Below are 15,811 nucleotides of genomic sequence, written 5' to 3' on the forward strand. Positions count from 1 at the left end.
GAGAAAGATTATGGATCTGACAACAGTAAGAGAGATTTTTAAAAACAAGGAAGCATATCTGGATAAAGAGGTGCAGGTGGGCGGCTGGGTCCGCAGCAACCGCGGTTCCAAGGCCTTTGGCTTTGTAGTGCTGAATGACGGCACTTATTTTGAACCCATACAGGTAGTATATCACGATACCATGGATAATTTTGCTGATATTTCTAAATGCAACGTAGGGGCTGCGCTGATTGTGCGCGGCACACTGGTGGCTACCCCCGAGGCGAAGCAGCCTTTTGAAATCCAGGCGGAGGAGGTGACTGTAGAGGGGCCCAGCGCGCCGGATTACCCCCTGCAGAAGAAACGCCACAGTTTTGAATACCTGCGCACCATTGCACATCTGCGCCCCCGCACCAACACGTTTCAGGCAGTATTCCGCGTGCGTTCCCTGATCGCCTATGCGATTCACCAGTACTTCCAGGAGCGCCAGTTCGTTTATGTGCATACGCCGCTGATCACCAGCAGCGACTGCGAAGGCGCGGGCGAGATGTTCCAGGTGACTACGCTGGACCTGAAAAACGCACCCCTGACAGAGGACGGGGCGATTGATTACAGCCAGGATTTTTTTGGAAAGGAAACGAACCTGACGGTGAGCGGACAGTTAAACGGTGAGACTTACGCCATGGCTTTCCGCAACATTTATACCTTTGGACCTACCTTCCGTGCTGAGAATTCCAACACCACGCGCCATGCGGCAGAATTCTGGATGATCGAGCCGGAAATCGCTTTTGCCGACCTGGACGACGATATGGACCTGGCAGAGGGGATGCTGAAGCATGTCATCCGCTACGTTCTGGAGAATGCGCCGGAGGAGATGAATTTTTTCAACAGCTTTGTGGATAAAGGGCTGCTGGACCGGCTGAACGGCGTGCTGAATTCTGAATTCGGCAGGGTGACCTATACAGATGCAGTGAAGATTCTGGAAGAGAATAACCACCGATTCGAGTATAAAGTTTCCTGGGGATGCGATCTGCAGACAGAGCACGAGCGGTTCCTGACAGAGGAGGTCTTTAAACGCCCGGTATTCGTGACTGATTATCCGAAGGAAATTAAAGCTTTCTATATGAAGCTGAATGAGGACGGCAAAACAGTGGCCGCGATGGATTGCCTGGTTCCGGGAATCGGTGAGATTATCGGCGGCAGCCAGAGAGAGGATAACTATGACAAGCTGGTGGCCCGTATGGAAGAGCTGGGGCTGAAGAAGGAGGACTATGAGTTCTATCTGGATCTCCGCCGCTTCGGCAGCACGCGCCATGCCGGCTTCGGGCTGGGGTTTGAACGCTGCGTGATGTACCTGACCGGCATGGGGAATATCCGCGACGTGATTCCGTTCCCCAGGACCGTAAAGAACTGCGATTGATGAAGTTTATTCATATTGCGGATATCCACCTGGGAGCAGCGCCTGACCTGGGGCGCCCCTGGAGCAAGGCGAGGGCGAAGGAAATCTGGGATACCTTCAGCGAGGTGGTTGCGGTGTGCAACCGGGATGCAGTGGACCTGCTGCTGATCGCGGGAGACCTGTTTCACAGACAGCCGCTGAAACGGGAATTAAAGGAAGCTGATTACCAGTTTTCCACGCTGACGCACACAAAGGTAGTGATGATAGCCGGAAATCATGACTACCTGAGACCTGGGTCTGTTTATGATGAATTCCAATGGTGCAGCCAGGTCACATTTTTAAAAAATGAAGAAATGCAGTCAGCCTGTTTCCCGGAGCTGAATACCTGTGTACAGGGCTTCAGCTATCGGCAGCAGGAGATTTTGGAACCGCTTCTGGACGGGGCGCGCCCGGTGGAAAAAGGGCAGGGACACTGTATCCTTCTGGCCCACGGCGGGGATGAGAAACACCTGCCTTTTCAACGGAAGCGGCTGGCTGCAGCAGGATTTGATTATGTAGCCCTTGGGCATATTCACAAGCCGCAGATCTGGAAGGAAGAGAGGATCGCCTATTCCGGTTCTCTGGAGCCTACGGACAAAAACGATCTGGGCAGCAGAGGCTATATACTGGGAGAGCTGGAAAGCGGTAAGCTGAGCCTGAAATTTGTGCCGGCAGCGAAGCGGGAATACCTTAGGGTAAAACTGGTGCTGACGCCTTCTTCCACAGAAGGCGCATTGTGCAGAAAGGTGCAGGAGGTTGTGAATCTTTATGGCAGGCAGAATCTATACCGCCTGCTGCTGGAAGGGGAATACGACCCGGAAGCGCCCCTGCAGCTGGACAGGCTTCCGGGACTGGGGAATATTGTAGAGGTGACAGATGATTCTGTACCCCACTATGATCTGGTACAGCTGGCTCAGGAGCACCGGCATGATATTATCGGTATGTATCTGCAGAGTTTCGGGGATCTGGAAGGGCTGTCAGAGGTGCAGAAAAAAGCATTATATTATGGTATCACAGCGCTGATGGGGAGGAAGGGCCGATGAATATTACAGAAATCACCATGACCCATTTTGGCAAATTCCATGGAAAGACCATGACCTTTCAGCCGGGGATCAATGTGATATACGGACGCAATGAATCCGGGAAATCCACGATACATACCTTTATCCAGGGAATGTTCTGGGGGATTGAGAAACAGCGGGGCAGAGCGTCTAAAAATGATGTTTACAGCAGGTATGAGCCCTGGGATAACCAGGGAGGATACGGCGGCGTCCTGCGGTTTGAGATCAGAGGAGTTTCCTACAGGATTGAAAGAAGCTTTCTGAAGACGGATAAATGGGTGAGGCTGATCGATGAAACCCATGGAAGAGAGCTGGCGCCGGCCCAGGAAAAAATAGAAGAGCTTCTGGGCGGCATGAACGAAACCAGCTATGTGAATACAGTGAGCGTAGCCCAGATGAAAGCAGCTACGGATTCCGGCCTGGCGGATGAGCTGAAAAATTACATTGCGAATCTGAACAATGCGGGCAATCTGGAAGTGGATTTTCCCGCTGCAGAAGGATATCTGGTTTCTGAACGGCGCAGACTGGAATCATTGCAGGATGCAGAGGCTGGCAGGCGCAGTGTGGCATGCCGGGAGGAAATGGATCTTCTGGAAAAACAGTGCATGATTCTGGAAAGGACTCAGAAACAGTCTGCCGGACAGATCAGAGAGATGGAAGAGAGAAGGGCTGCTTTGCTCCGGGATGCAGATGGAAGAGACGCAGTGCATCGGGAGACGCTGCGCCAGATGGAGAATAAGCGGGCCCAGATGGAAAGGGAGCTGGAGCAGATGACCGGCGGGCAGGAGTTCAGGCAAAGAAAGAATGCCGCGGGACCTGTGCTGGCGGCATTGGCGGTAATGGCAGGAATCCTGACAGTGCTCGCTTATTTTGAAATAATCCCCTTTTGGATGAATCTTACGGAGACACTGATTGCAGGAGGCTGTGAAGCGGCGGTATTTATCCTGGGGGTAGCGCTTTGGATTGCTCATGATAAGAAAGCCAGGCGCTATAATATGATTTTTCAACATCAGGAAGAAATACGAAGGCTGGACAATGCCTGCAGGGCCGCGTCGGAGCGGTATCAACCGGCTGACAGGGCGGAGATCGAGAAACTGGACCAGGAGCTGAAGCAGCTTCATAATACGGCCGGCCGCGCGGGTTGGGAGCAGGAAAAATGCCAGGAGGAGAGGAACCGTCTGGCTGAGGAACTGGAAGAGCTTAAACAGGAATGCGCGGATAATGAAAAGCGGGCGGAAGAAATCCAGGCTCTGGAGCTTGCGATCCGTACGATGAAGGAGCTTTCGGGCAGGATTCAAAACTCTTTTGGCAGCAGGCTTCATGAAATGAGCTCACAGCTGCTTTCCAGGATGACCGAGGGTAAATATACCGACCTGGTGATCCATGAAGATATGAGCGTTTATATCAATACCAGGGAAAAGCTGATTCCTTTGGAACAGGTGAGCCGGGGGACCATGGAGCAGATTTACCTGGCAATCAGGCTGGCCGCGGCAAAAGTGCTGTGGCCGGAAGAACCCATGCCTCTTTTGGTGGACGATCTGTTTGTGCATTATGATGATGTGCGGATGCAAAATACGCTGAAACTTCTGCAGGAACAGGAGAATCAGCTGATTTTGTTTACCTGCCACAGGCGGGAGGAAGAAAATCTGGGGATGTAATAAATATGTGCGGCCGGTGCTGCCTGGATCTTAGTATCCAGATGCAGCACCGGCTGCTTTATGCAAAAAAATGTTTACAGCAGAAAAAAATTCTTGACCTTTATGCTGTGGTATATAGATGAGAGTTGATTAAGGAGTAGGATTTTTCTAGAATATGAATAGATCGGGAATACATAATTTTACAAATGCCGGAAAAGATATTCTGTATCTATAGATTCTGGAGGATTTTACATGCAAACAATGGGATATCACAACTTAACAATGTTTGAAGAATATCTGAAACAAGAAGAAAAAAGCCAGGCTACTCTGGAAAAATATCTGCGGGATATCCGGCGCTTTTTAGCCTTTCTTGACGGCCGTACTGTCAATAAAGAATTAACAATTGCTTATAAAGAACAGCTTGCAGAAAAATATGCGCCTGCAAGTGTGAATTCCATGCTGGTAGCTATGAACGTATTTCTTCGTTTTTGGGGTTTGCAGAAATGCTGCGTTAAACTTATGAAGATCCAAAAACAAATATTTTGCAATGAGGAAAAGGAACTAACACAACAGGAATATAAAAGGTTAGTACAGGCGGCGGCCGGAACACAGATTTCGTATATACTTCAGACAATTTGCGGTACCGGAATCCGGGTTTCAGAGCTGAAATATATTACAGTAGAAGCAGTATACTGCGGAAAGGCAGTAGTTAACTGCAAAAATAAAACACGGATTATTTTTATTCCTGCCCCGCTGCAAAAGCTGCTGAAAAAATATATTAAAAAATCCTGCCTTCAAAGCGGACCAGTCTTTTTAGGAAAAAATCTGGCCCCTCTGGACAGGAGCTGTATTTGGAGAAAGATGAAGAAACTCTGCAGTGCGGCAAAAGTTGCTCCCCAAAAAGTATTCCCTCACAATTTGTGGCATCTGTTTGCAAGAACCTTTTATCTTCTCGAAAAGGATATTGTACGTTTGGCTGATTTATTGGGCCACAGCAGTATTAACACTACAAGGATTTACACCATGGAGACTGGCAACGAGCATGTTGGCCGTATGGAACGGGTGCAAAAGATATTGATAGTCACATAATGTTAATTATGTGATAGCTTAAATGCGCCCATGTGAGGAGAATAAGATCCCGTGCTGCGAAACCGCCGGTACCTGGCGGATCTTTTGCAATAAAAAAAGTACAAAAACAAGACCGGAATTCACAGATTTTACTGCCGGTTTCATTTTTGTACCTGAAATTAAAAATATTAATACACACAGGTTTTTATCTTGAAATAAGATACAATTTGTGCTATATTATTTTATGTATTATACCAATTGTATGTAAATTTTAATTTCTTACTACTTTCAAACTCACATAATTAACATTATGTGAGTCTTTAGGTTAACCTGGAAAGGGAACTGTCATGAGAAAGAGGACATATCAAACCCAGACATGGGAAGAATGGTATGAGTGCGCAAAAAATTATTACAGTAAATTTGGCGACTTATTAATTTCACGTGACTTTGTGACAGCAGATGGTTTTCGGCTTGGCCGGTGGATAGAACGGCAGCGGGGAATGTATAACGGAGTACTGCCCTCTTCACTCAATAAAGAGCGATGCATTGCCCTGGAAAAAATTGGGATGATCTGGAAACTGGAAGACCGTTTTCAATGGAAAAGATGGCTTGAAATGGCGGAGGAATACCGTCAGGAGTACGGCAGTCTGGATGTACCGTCAGAGTATGTTACAAAAGATGGGTGCAGGCTGGGATTCTGGATAAAGGAACAACGAAAAAAATATTGGGCAGGCAGTTTGACGGAAAAACAGGTTCGGGAATTAGAACATTGCGGTATTGCGTGGCAGTTTTATAAACGAAAAGGCTGGAATGATTGGCTTCAGATTGCGCGGGCATATTATGGGGAACATGGTAATTTATTGGTTCCGAGAAATTACAAAACAGCTGCCGGAGAAAAATTGGGAAACTGGATATTTGTTCAGCGTGAACGTTATTATAGGGAATCTGGCCGCAGACCTCTTTCACCGGAACAGATTAAAGCGTTGGAACAACTTTCTATGGTGTGGTCGCTGAAGGATGTCCGGGAAGAGAGATGGGATGAAATGCTGCGATGGATAAAGGCGTATAAAAGTAAATATGGACGACTTCCGCTAAATCCTGCCGTTATCGCTCCTGACGGACGCAGTATGGGAAATTGGATATCCGTCCAAAGAACTGCGCTTGGCAAAGGGAGGATGTCAGAGCGGAAAACAGAGAGCCTGGCAGATGTGGGAATATTGCCCTTTGGTACTGCAAAGGAAAATTAATAATAGTACTAAACTCGCTTCGGCAGTTTCAGCATCTGGGCCTGAAAGTATCCGTTTTGGATGAAATAGCTGCGGATCTCTTTGAAGAGATAAAGGTATCCATCATGAATTCCATTTACATAACCTTCACGATCGCCGGTTTGCAGACATTTAAATGCACGTTCACCAAATTTATTTAATTTTCTCAGGAGCTGGCTGGCAATAGGATAAAGAGAATAAAAGTACCCCCAATTTAAAACTTTATTAACTTGTTCCAGAATCACTTTAAGCGAATACAGAGGTACATGAGCAATAATATAGTCCGTCCATACTTTTAGATAATTACGAGGATACTGATGAAAGCGTTTCTGTAATTCGTCCTGAACCGCTGCGTCAAGGTGTGTATAAACCAGATCCGCAGAGGAACGTATGAGGAATGGAATGAACTGCAGAGCACTTAAATATATAAAAATATCCTGATGATAGTCTGAACGATTGATCATGGAGGTGAATCTCCACCTTTCCGGAGGCTGCACAATGCTTCCTCTGCCATTTATGGTTTCAATAAAGCCGGAGGCCTGAAGCACTTTTAATGATTTCCGAATGGTAGATAAGGAAACTTTGTATTCTTCCATCAGGCATGCTTCTGACGGAAGCAGTGTTCCAGCTGAATAGATACCTGTGCCAATTTTTTCAATTAATTTCCGGCTGATTTTCTTATGGAGTAAATCCCAACCCCAACCGGCATCCCAGGTAAACGTACAGTTCCCGCTGCTTTTTATTCCGGGATATAGGTTTGCAAGAATGCTGAAGGATTTTTCCATGGTCTGGTAAGTGTTATGATAATGCTCGGAAAAATTACGCCGGACAGTATAATAGCTAGACTGCAGAGTATTTAAAATCCAGTCTACATGGTGATTTTCTGAAAAGGGAGTGTAATGAGTCACCAAGTATTGATATTCTGCCAGAAAGGGTACTTCGGCCTGTATTTCCAGTGATACATAAACGCTGTTAATAAGAAAATTTCCGGAAGAACGGAGAACATCATGCAGAATTTCCGAACATATCTGCCAGCTTCCCTCAGGGCGTGGCTTTTTTGCCCAATCAATGGCTTTTCCGTAGTGAGGTAACTCATATACACTGACTGATTTAGAACAAAATGCAAGGATATCAGGCATGATCATTTCCATGGTCCGATAGATATCTAAAATTGAAGCTTGTTTCTGGGCAATCAAACATATAGAAGAACTTTTTTCTTGAAGAAAGCCTGCCTGGTAGGTGATCATAGCCCTCTGACGTTTTCGAGTACAAATCAGTCCTTCTTTCTGCAGAAGCTTTAACGCGGACTGTATAGTTTTAGAGCTTACTTGATGCAGTCTGGCAAGTTGCGAAATAGAAGGGAGAAGGCTTCTATATTCCAACTGACCCGTCAGAATCTGCTTTTTTAATCTGGAATATATAAGTTTATATAAATGCTGTGTGGAATGCAAAGGGTAACCTCCATTAGTTTGTTTTATTGTTGTAATTTTACCATAATCGGCATGGTTATTCCTTTGTACATCAAAGGTTTTTGGATGAATATTTTAATTCCGAAAATTAAAAAAAGGAGGGACATCCATGGAAAAATTAAAAGGGCTTTTGGAGTACATTGCCCAAAAATCGGAATGTGAATACCTTTCCGATCTGCGTATTCATAAAGAAAGGTACAATATCCGAAAGACAATAGGGGAGATTGAGCCTCAACTCTATAGCCTGAGGGAATGGACAGACGCGGTTTGCTATATTACGGAGAGGTATACAGAATTTGAGACTGTGGAGCAGGCGGTGAAATATCTTCTGGAATATATTCTATAGCAGATCTTTTTAAAAGCAATAAAGATATCTACCAAAGCTCATGAAATTCATTCATTATCCGGCATTTATTTGATACCCTGCGGCTTATTGCAGGGTTTTTTTGATGGAATGACACTTTTTTAAATCAATTGCCATTTGGAAGGAAAAAATAAGTAATGGTATGATAATAATATCAAAAATACAGTGTTATCCGAGGAGGAAAAAGGATGAGAAAAAGAGCATGGAGTATCTTTTGTGCGGCAGCATTGACAATGGTGTCTTTGGCGGGCTGCGGAGGCAATGGGGGCAATGAGGAAACTAAGGGCACAGAAAATCCTGTAACAGAGACCGGAAATGAAAAGGAAGAAATCACGCTGCGCTTTTCCTGGTGGGGAAGTGATAACCGGCATGAAGCAACAATTAAAGCAATAGACCGCTATATGGAGTTAAATCCGGGAATCAGTATTGAATATGAATATATGGGATTTGATACGTATTATGAAAAGCTTCTGACACAGCTTTCGGGTGGGACGCAGCCGGATATCTGTTCAATCGATCATAAATGGATCGGAGATCTTATCAATCAGGATAAACCATTTCTGAATATTAATGAGTTAACTGATATTATTGATCTGAGTAAATTTGATCAGGAGTTTGTGCAGAATTTTTGCGGGAGAGAGGATTACCTGATCGGCGTTCCCTGTGGTATGACAGCAAGGGGGGCTTTATATAATGTGGAATTTTTTGAAAAGTATGGGCTTTCTTCAGAAAAAGACTGGACATGGGAAGATCTGCTGGAAGCAGGGGAAAAAGTAAACCAGCAAGATCCAGACGCGCATCTCCTTTTTCTGACTAATGATGTGCTGGTCTATCTGACACGAGATTTGATCAAACAGAAATACGGAGAAAATATGATCAATGACAATTATGAATTGGTGTGTACGGAAGAAGACCTGAAGGAATGTATGGAAATGGTTAAAAAATTGGTAGATACAGGAACAATGCCTTCATTTGAACAGACGGTTTTGTATGAAAATGTGTTTGCAGACCAGGTGCCGGCATGGCTGGAGGGAAAATGGGGGATGACCGTGTTAGTTAATTCCAACCTCCCTTCCGTGGTTGCGGCTTCCCCTTTTGAGGTAAAAACATTGCGGCTTTTTTCCTCTGAAGGAGGAAAAGACTCAGCGATTACGATTGCACCTACAATGATGCTGGGTATTCCCAAAGCATGCAAACACCCTGAAGAAGCGGCTAAGTTTATTAACTGGTTTGTGAATGATCCTGAAGCTGTTGAAATAACCGGGGATACAAGGGGAGTTCCTGCCAATGAAGAGGCAAAAGAATCCCTGGCGAAGAAGGGTCTTATTTCTGAAGAAGTATCCGCTATGCTTACGCAGGCGCTGGAGGTAACGGTAAGCCCTGAGAACACACCTACTTTGAATGCAGAAGTAGCAGAAGCAATTAGCGAATATTCTCATCAGGTCGGATATGGCCAGATGATGCCTGAGGAAGCGGCCAAGGGTCTCTACGAAGATCTTACCAGGCTGCTTAAGAAAATAAAACCGTAAGGAAAGAGGCGCGCAATGGGTAAGTATAAAAAAAGAGACCTGGTGGCATTTGTGTTTCTTATGCCCTGGATAATTGGCTTTCTGATTTTTCAGGCAGTCCCGTTTTTGAATTCTTTGTATTATTCTTTTACGGACCTATCTATGCTGAAAACACCGAATTGGATTGGAATAGCAAATTTTCAGGAAATATTTACGTATGACAGGGATTTTAGGAAGTCATTAATGGCTACATGTATTTATGTAATCATATCGGTACCACTCAAACTGCTTTTTGCTTTATTCATTGCAATGCTGCTGAATATGAAGTTAAAGGGAATCGGCTTATTTAAAACGTTATTTTATCTGCCTTCTATTTTGGGCGGCAGCGTTGGCATCGCAATACTGTGGAGGTTCCTTTTTGCACGGGAAGGTTTTGTAAATTTGCTGTTGTCTAAAGTAGGATTATCAGCAATAGATTGGCTGGGGAGCCCGAAACTTGCGCTCCCCACCGTCAGCCTTTTGGCAGTATGGCAGTTTGGCTCTTCTATGATTTTGTTTTTGGCTGCTCTAAAGCAGATCCCTAAGGAGCTGTATGAAGCAGCTATGGTAGATGGCTCCGGAAGAGTGAGGATGTTTTTCAGAATAACTGTTCCTATGATTACGCCTATTATTTTGTTTAATATCATTATGCAGATGATTAATGCATTTCAGGAATTTTCCGCACCATTTCTGATTACACAGGGAGGACCGTTAAAAGCGACTTATCTGTACGGCCTGATGGTATATGAAAACGCATTTACTTATCTGAAAATGGGTTATGCTTCTGCGCTGTCATGGATTTTGTTTGTAATAATGATGGCATTGACGTTCCTTATCTTTAAAAGTTCGAAGGGATGGGTATTTTATCAGGATGGAGGGATGGAATCATGAAGAATATGTACAGGATAATAGGCAGAACCGGTACATACCTGTTTTTAATCTTATTAACTGTTATTATGATTTATCCGCTGCTTTGGATGCTTGGATCCGCATTTAAGGATAATCAGGAGATCTTTACGTCCCTAAGTATATTTCCGGAGAATTTTCATGTGACTGCCTTTGTGGAAGGCTGGAAAGGCAATGGGAAAATAAGCTATACCACTTATTTTATAAATACATTTTTGATGGTGATTCCAACGGTGGCTGCAACTGTATTATCAAGTATTACAGTGGCTTTTGGCTTTGCCAGATTCCGTTTTCCCCTGAAAGGTGCGCTTTTTGCCCTGATGATCGCTACGCTGCTTTTACCGGAACAGATCCTGCTGGTACCGAGATATCTTTTATTTCAGAAGCTGAATTGGGTAGACAGTTATAAGGTATTTATTATTCCTGCCTTATTTGCAACGTATCCTTTTTTTATCTATATGATGATACAATTTATACGTGGAATCCCCAGGGAATTGGATGAATCTGCCCGCATAGACGGATGCGGAGCTTTTCAAATCTTTGCCAGAATTATATTCCCGCTATCAAAACCGGCGATGTTTTCAGTGATTATTTTCCAGTTTGTGTGGCGGTGGAATGATTTCTTTAATCCTCTTATTTATATTAATGACGTAAAGAAATATCCGCTTTCATTAGCGCTGCGAAGCGCATTGGATATATCCGCTACTGTTCATTGGGACCAACTAATGGCAATGTCTGTATTGTCAATGCTTCCGCCTGTGGTATTATATATATGTGCGCAGAAGTATTTTGTGGAGGGGATTGCTACAACAGGATTGAAAGGATAGAAGATCAGATGGGAAAGTTCTTATTTAGAGGCCTGGAGATTCACAGCAACAGAATGTGGCAGCAGGGTGAAGTGGAAAGAAGCCTGAAGTTCATGGAAGAATATGAGATGAATGCTCTGATATTCCATCAGAATGACCTGATCAACCAGCTGGTACTTCCGGGGAAATATTTCGATAATGATGTAATGTGGGACAGATGGCCCACAAAAAGACAGAAGGTTCTTTATCAGCGGGAATATATCAATAGAATAACACAGCTGGCCTCGGAGGCAGGGGCGGAATTTTATCTGGAGATAAAAGAGATTGATACTTGTGAAGAAATTTTTGAGATGATTCCGGGGTTAAGAAGGGAGAATGGAGTGATATGCCCAAATCATCCTTTTTGGGAGGAATATGAAAAGGCCAGGCTGGAAGAATTGTTTTCTGTATGCCCAGGAATAAACGGCCTGATTGTCAGCCTTGGAACCAGAGAGAGTAAGGTTTCTGCTGCTGCGAATCGCTGTACCTGTCCCAGATGCATGCGTACCCCGGAAATAACCTGGTATGAAAATATGATAAGGGCTCTTTATCAAAGCTGCCAGAAGTATGAAAAAAAACTGATTGTTCGGGATTTTGCTTTTTCCGCGGATCAGCAGAATCTGGTTTTAGAGGCCTGTGCCAGGGTTTCGAAGGATATTACGGCAGCGCTGAAGGCGTATCCCCACGATTTTTACCCCACGTTTCCCATAAATCCCCAAATCGGATGCAGCGGTCTGCGGGAGGAATATATAGAGTTTGATGTATGGGGGCAATTTTTTGGAATGAGCTGTTTTCCTGTAAGTATTGCAGAAGATATCAAACAACGGATGCAATATAGTTTGAAAAAAGGGGCCTGCGGCGTATGGTTCCGTACAGATTGGGAATTGATGCACGACGCTTCTGTGGAAAGAACAATGAACCGGGTTAATCTTTTGGCAGGAGCTATGCTTGCGGCGGACACAGAAAAAGGAACGGATAATATTTACAGAGAATGGACATCCCAGGGACTATATTCTCCTTTAAAAACAGTTTCTCAAAAACAGGAACCTGAGATTCCGCAGAATCCAGAAGCATGGAGGTATTTGAAGCAGTTTATGGAGGCATCCTGGGAGGCATACCGAAAGACAGAATATATTCTGGGGCATCAATTTTTGGAAAGTGATCAGCCACCGTACACGATAAAAAAAGCTTTTGAAATTATGACAGTGATTCATGGGAGGGATGATTGGGAAAAAGGCGCGTCTCAAAGAGTTGAAGTGACAGAGGAAAATATAGAAAAAATAGCCAGTGAAAAGGAACAGGCAGTTCGAGAAACGAAAAAGCTGGCTGAGTTTATAGAAGAGGGTCATTTGGGCATAAGTTCAGCATTACATGGAGAAATTATCGCAAGTATAGATTTGGAGGTTTTGTTTGCGGAGCTTTGCAAGGCAGTGACGCTATCCATGTATGGCGCTGTATGGGCAGAAAAACAAAGGACACCTGAAGCAGTGGAAAAATTAGAACAGTATATAAATATGTTAAATGAAATAGCAGAACGTATAGAAACAACGCTTTGCGGTACAGATTATCCATATTATATCTATGCAAGACTGCAGCCAGAACGGCTGCGCAGGTATAGAGATGACGTCCTGGCAGTAAAGAGGAGGATGGAACAGGATGTATCATGTGATTGTAATAGATGATGAACCTAAACTTGCAGCCGGAATGATACGGCATTATCCCTGGAATAAACTTGGATTTGAAGTAGTCGGCAGTTTTGAATCCGCTGCTGAAGCATTGGCATATCTTGAAAAAAATAAAGTAGAAGTAGTGGTTTCTGATATTTCCATGCCTGAGATGTCCGGTATTGACCTGATTAAGGAAATACAGCGCAGGTCATTAGATATAACGGTAGTATTTATCAGCGGCTACGCAGACTTTAAGTATGCGCAGCAGGCGATTAAGTATGGTGTTTTCGATTATCTGCTGAAACCGGTAAAATCAGAGGAATTTTGTACAGTATTTGAGAAAATCCGAACAAGGCTTTCCTGCAGAGAAGAGGAGGGGGTTACTGAAGAATCGTACTACAGCAAGATAGTGAAGCGGACGGAATCTTACTTGAGGAAGTATATGCAAGAAGCGACTTTGAAAGAAGCCGCCGGCAGGGTGGGGATCAGTGACAGTTATCTGTCAGTAATATTTAAACAATATACAGGAAAGACCTTCTCCGAAGCGCTTCAGGAAATTCGTATGAATGAGGCGCGGAAGCTCCTGCAGAATGAATATCTGAAAACCTATGAAATTGCCCATCTGATTGGCTATGACGACCCAAAAAATTTTACAAGGGCATTTCGAAATTACTATGGAATATCTCCAAGGGAGTATAGAAATCATAAATTATGAGACGAATACCAAAACCAGTGCGGATAAAAGAACAATTTGTGAAGAAAAATTTTATTACTCTTTTCTGCGCCTTTGTGCTGCCCCAGTTATTTCTGGGGCTTTTGCTGGCTTGGAATGCTTTTCAGACAACCAGCAGAGAAGTGCATCAGAGAATGGAGAACACCCTGAAGCTGACCGCAGAGGATATGGATAGGCTTTACAACCATGGAAAAACTGTGGAATTGTACTTTAAAAATGGAGGAGTTCTGCTGGGGATGGACAGAATGATGCTCGAAGGAACTGCTTCCTATACAGATTATATGATACTGAAGCAATTCACAACAATGATACAGTCTATGATAAATTCAAGTACGGATCTTAAATCTATTTATTTATACTTTCCCAATAACCTGAACAGGGTGTATACATCGGACCAGAAGTTTATAGATGTGAAATGGCTTAAAGATAAAGAATGGATTGAAGTGCTGCGAAACGGGAAAGAAGAATCCTTTCTTTGGACGAGACGGAAAAAGGATTATGATTTTGAGGAAGATAAAAAGCTATTGTCTGTATTTCATAAACTTAGAAATTATCCGGGCGGTATTGTGTTCAATTATGATATGGAAAAACTTCTGAAGTCGTATGAATCCGCGCTGTTTTATCCGGAACAATTTTTAATTGTAACAGACCAGGCAGGAGGGTATATTTTAAAAAATGAGAAATGTCCGTCAGAACTGGCGGTAATGTTTTCTGGCGCTTTGGACGAAGGGAAAGATACAATAAACTTACAGGGTGAGAAGTACAGGTTTATTGAGCAGGAATATGATTCACTTCATTTAAGACTTATTACGGCTGTTCCAGAACAATTATTTTATCAGGCCAGTCTGGAACATATGCAGACGACAATTTTCAGCTTATCGCTGATTTTGTTGTTCAGCATATTTTTAGCCTGGATCATATCAGTAAATGATTATAGCCACTTGTCTCAGATTATACAGTGGTTTGAATTAGCTGCCGCAAAGAAACCTTTACCAGAGTCGAAAACAAAAGATATGTATTCACAAATATTGCAGAATATTATACAAATGTTTTTGAAAAACGATTATTTGGAAATACGTCTTTCTGAAGAAAAATTTAAAAAGCAGGTAGCAGAACTTCAAGCGCTTCAGTATCAGATTAACCCTCATTTTTTATTCAATACCCTTCAGACGATTCGCTATGAAATATTGGATGAGACAGGAAAAGAAGATGGGTGCGCGGAAAGGATGGTGGGAAATTTAGCGGATATCATGAGGTACTCTCTTGATTCTGGAGAGAAAAAGGTCGCTCTGCGAGAAGAAGCAGATAACTGCAAAAAATATATTGAAATTCAGCAAATACGATATCAGAACAGGTTTCAGACAGAATGGGATATTGAAAATGGGTTACAGGAGCAGGAAATTCTTCGTCTGATTTTGCAGCCGTTGGTTGAAAATTCGATTATTCATGGAATCCAAAGAAAACAAGACGGAAAAATACGGATAAAAATCAGAAGAAAGGAAAAGGGCGTATTGATAACAGTGCTTGATAACGGCTGCGGAATGGATGCGAATCAGCTCCAGAAACTAAGAATGCAGTTGGGAGCCAGAACGGTGGAATATGAAAATCAGCATATAGGGCTGCAGAATGTTAATCTCCGTTTGCTTTTAGAGTATGGGTGTCAGAGCTGCCTGAGAATTCGCAGCCATAAAGGGATGGGAACAGAGGTTGTGTTTTATATTCCTGGGAAAGAGTGAGGATGAGCCGGTACAGGGGCTGGACAATCAGAGGGAATCGCAAAGAGGCGGATGAGAAAGCTCCGAAGGCTCGATGCCTTATGGCTATAGCCTCCG

General features: G+C 43.7%; 13 protein-coding genes and 1 pseudogene. 12 read left to right on the plus strand and 2 right to left on the minus strand.

Going from position 1 to position 15,811, the window contains the following annotated elements:
- Positions 1-10 precede the first annotated feature (10 nt).
- The 5 genes from asnS to EV209_RS11320 all read left to right on the plus strand — a co-directional run bounded on the left by asnS (position 11) and on the right by EV209_RS11320 (position 6,430).
- Positions 11-1,399, plus strand: coding sequence for an asparagine--tRNA ligase (gene asnS, locus EV209_RS11300; protein WP_130435569.1), 1,389 nt, complete (start codon positions 11-13; stop codon positions 1,397-1,399).
- Positions 1,399-2,460, plus strand: coding sequence for a metallophosphoesterase family protein (locus EV209_RS11305; RefSeq protein ID WP_130435570.1), 1,062 nt, complete (start codon positions 1,399-1,401; stop codon positions 2,458-2,460). The genes asnS and EV209_RS11305 overlap by 1 nt, the downstream gene beginning before the upstream one ends.
- Positions 2,457-4,136 carry an ATP-binding protein gene (locus EV209_RS11310; RefSeq protein ID WP_130435571.1) on the plus strand — a complete coding sequence of 560 codons (1,680 nt, stop codon included), beginning with the start codon at positions 2,457-2,459 and terminating at the stop codon, positions 4,134-4,136. The genes EV209_RS11305 and EV209_RS11310 overlap by 4 nt, the downstream gene beginning before the upstream one ends.
- 231 nt (positions 4,137-4,367) lie before the next feature.
- Positions 4,368-5,204, plus strand: coding sequence for a tyrosine-type recombinase/integrase (locus EV209_RS11315; protein WP_243647576.1), 837 nt, complete (start codon positions 4,368-4,370; stop codon positions 5,202-5,204).
- 326 nt (positions 5,205-5,530) lie between these two features.
- On the plus strand, positions 5,531-6,430 hold the full coding sequence (locus tag EV209_RS11320; protein WP_130435572.1) for a helicase associated domain-containing protein: 900 nt from the start codon (positions 5,531-5,533) through the stop codon (positions 6,428-6,430).
- A gap of 8 nt (positions 6,431-6,438) precedes the next feature.
- Here the strand turns inward: EV209_RS11320 and EV209_RS11325 are convergent, their stop codons facing one another.
- Together EV209_RS11325 and EV209_RS17095 are read right to left on the minus strand one after the other, a co-directional pair.
- Positions 6,439-7,695 carry a GntR family transcriptional regulator gene (locus EV209_RS11325; protein ID WP_130435573.1) on the minus strand — a complete coding sequence of 419 codons (1,257 nt, stop codon included), beginning with the start codon at positions 7,693-7,695 and terminating at the stop codon, positions 6,439-6,441.
- 12 nt (positions 7,696-7,707) lie between these two features.
- Positions 7,708-7,899 (minus strand): annotated as a pseudogene (locus tag EV209_RS17095) (GntR family transcriptional regulator); the annotation flags it as partial.
- A gap of 127 nt (positions 7,900-8,026) precedes the next feature.
- On the opposite strand from EV209_RS17095, the gene EV209_RS11335 reads away from it, so the two are divergent.
- The 7 genes from EV209_RS11335 to EV209_RS11365 all read left to right on the plus strand — a co-directional run bounded on the left by EV209_RS11335 (position 8,027) and on the right by EV209_RS11365 (position 15,715).
- Positions 8,027-8,263 carry a hypothetical protein gene (locus EV209_RS11335; protein WP_130435574.1) on the plus strand — a complete coding sequence of 79 codons (237 nt, stop codon included), beginning with the start codon at positions 8,027-8,029 and terminating at the stop codon, positions 8,261-8,263.
- A 206-nt stretch (positions 8,264-8,469) separates the two neighbouring features.
- Positions 8,470-9,810 carry an ABC transporter substrate-binding protein gene (locus EV209_RS11340; RefSeq protein WP_130435575.1) on the plus strand — a complete coding sequence of 447 codons (1,341 nt, stop codon included), beginning with the start codon at positions 8,470-8,472 and terminating at the stop codon, positions 9,808-9,810.
- A 114-nt stretch (positions 9,811-9,924) separates the two neighbouring features.
- Positions 9,925-10,719 (plus strand): carbohydrate ABC transporter permease, encoded by a 795-nt coding sequence (locus tag EV209_RS11345; RefSeq protein ID WP_243647577.1) that lies wholly within the window; start codon positions 9,925-9,927, stop codon positions 10,717-10,719.
- The gene (locus tag EV209_RS11350) at positions 10,716-11,561 is read left to right on the plus strand and encodes a carbohydrate ABC transporter permease (protein ID WP_130435577.1); all 846 of its coding nucleotides are present in this window, start codon (positions 10,716-10,718) and stop codon (positions 11,559-11,561) included. The genes EV209_RS11345 and EV209_RS11350 overlap by 4 nt, the downstream gene beginning before the upstream one ends.
- A gap of 53 nt (positions 11,562-11,614) precedes the next feature.
- The gene (locus EV209_RS11355; RefSeq protein ID WP_165388910.1) at positions 11,615-13,261 is read left to right on the plus strand and encodes a hypothetical protein; all 1,647 of its coding nucleotides are present in this window, start codon (positions 11,615-11,617) and stop codon (positions 13,259-13,261) included.
- Positions 13,236-13,961, plus strand: a complete 726-nt coding sequence (locus EV209_RS11360) for a response regulator transcription factor (RefSeq protein ID WP_130435579.1) — start codon at positions 13,236-13,238, stop codon at positions 13,959-13,961. The genes EV209_RS11355 and EV209_RS11360 overlap by 26 nt, the downstream gene beginning before the upstream one ends.
- A complete protein-coding gene (locus tag EV209_RS11365; protein WP_130435580.1) occupies positions 13,958-15,715 on the plus strand; it encodes a sensor histidine kinase in 1,758 nt (585 codons plus the stop codon). The genes EV209_RS11360 and EV209_RS11365 overlap by 4 nt, the downstream gene beginning before the upstream one ends.
- Positions 15,716-15,811: the final 96 nt, after the last annotated feature.

It is taken from the genome of Cuneatibacter caecimuris (assembly GCF_004216775.1).
GTDB classification, from domain to species: Bacteria; Bacillota; Clostridia; order Lachnospirales; family Lachnospiraceae; genus Cuneatibacter; species Cuneatibacter caecimuris.

What these genes read in the sequence shown, in the direction of transcription:
- EV209_RS11320 (WP_130435572.1), top strand. Translation starts at nt 5,531, where the DNA reads ATGAGAAAGAGGACATATCAAACCCAGACATGGGAAGAATGGTATGAG.
- asnS (WP_130435569.1), top strand. Translation starts at nt 11, where the DNA reads ATGGATCTGACAACAGTAAGAGAGATTTTTAAAAACAAGGAAGCATAT.
- EV209_RS11340 (WP_130435575.1), top strand. Translation starts at nt 8,470, where the DNA reads ATGAGAAAAAGAGCATGGAGTATCTTTTGTGCGGCAGCATTGACAATG.
- EV209_RS11360 (WP_130435579.1), top strand. Translation starts at nt 13,236, where the DNA reads ATGTATCATGTGATTGTAATAGATGATGAACCTAAACTTGCAGCCGGA.
- EV209_RS11310 (WP_130435571.1), top strand. Translation starts at nt 2,457, where the DNA reads ATGAATATTACAGAAATCACCATGACCCATTTTGGCAAATTCCATGGA.
- EV209_RS11355 (WP_165388910.1), top strand. Translation starts at nt 11,615, where the DNA reads ATGTGGCAGCAGGGTGAAGTGGAAAGAAGCCTGAAGTTCATGGAAGAA.
- EV209_RS11365 (WP_130435580.1), top strand. Translation starts at nt 13,958, where the DNA reads ATGAGACGAATACCAAAACCAGTGCGGATAAAAGAACAATTTGTGAAG.
- EV209_RS11315 (WP_243647576.1), top strand. Translation starts at nt 4,368, where the DNA reads ATGCAAACAATGGGATATCACAACTTAACAATGTTTGAAGAATATCTG.
- EV209_RS11335 (WP_130435574.1), top strand. Translation starts at nt 8,027, where the DNA reads ATGGAAAAATTAAAAGGGCTTTTGGAGTACATTGCCCAAAAATCGGAA.
- EV209_RS11305 (WP_130435570.1), top strand. Translation starts at nt 1,399, where the DNA reads ATGAAGTTTATTCATATTGCGGATATCCACCTGGGAGCAGCGCCTGAC.
- EV209_RS11325 (WP_130435573.1), bottom strand. Translation starts at nt 7,695, where the DNA reads ATGATCACCTACCAGGCAGGCTTTCTTCAAGAAAAAAGTTCTTCTATA.
- EV209_RS11350 (WP_130435577.1), top strand. Translation starts at nt 10,716, where the DNA reads ATGAAGAATATGTACAGGATAATAGGCAGAACCGGTACATACCTGTTT.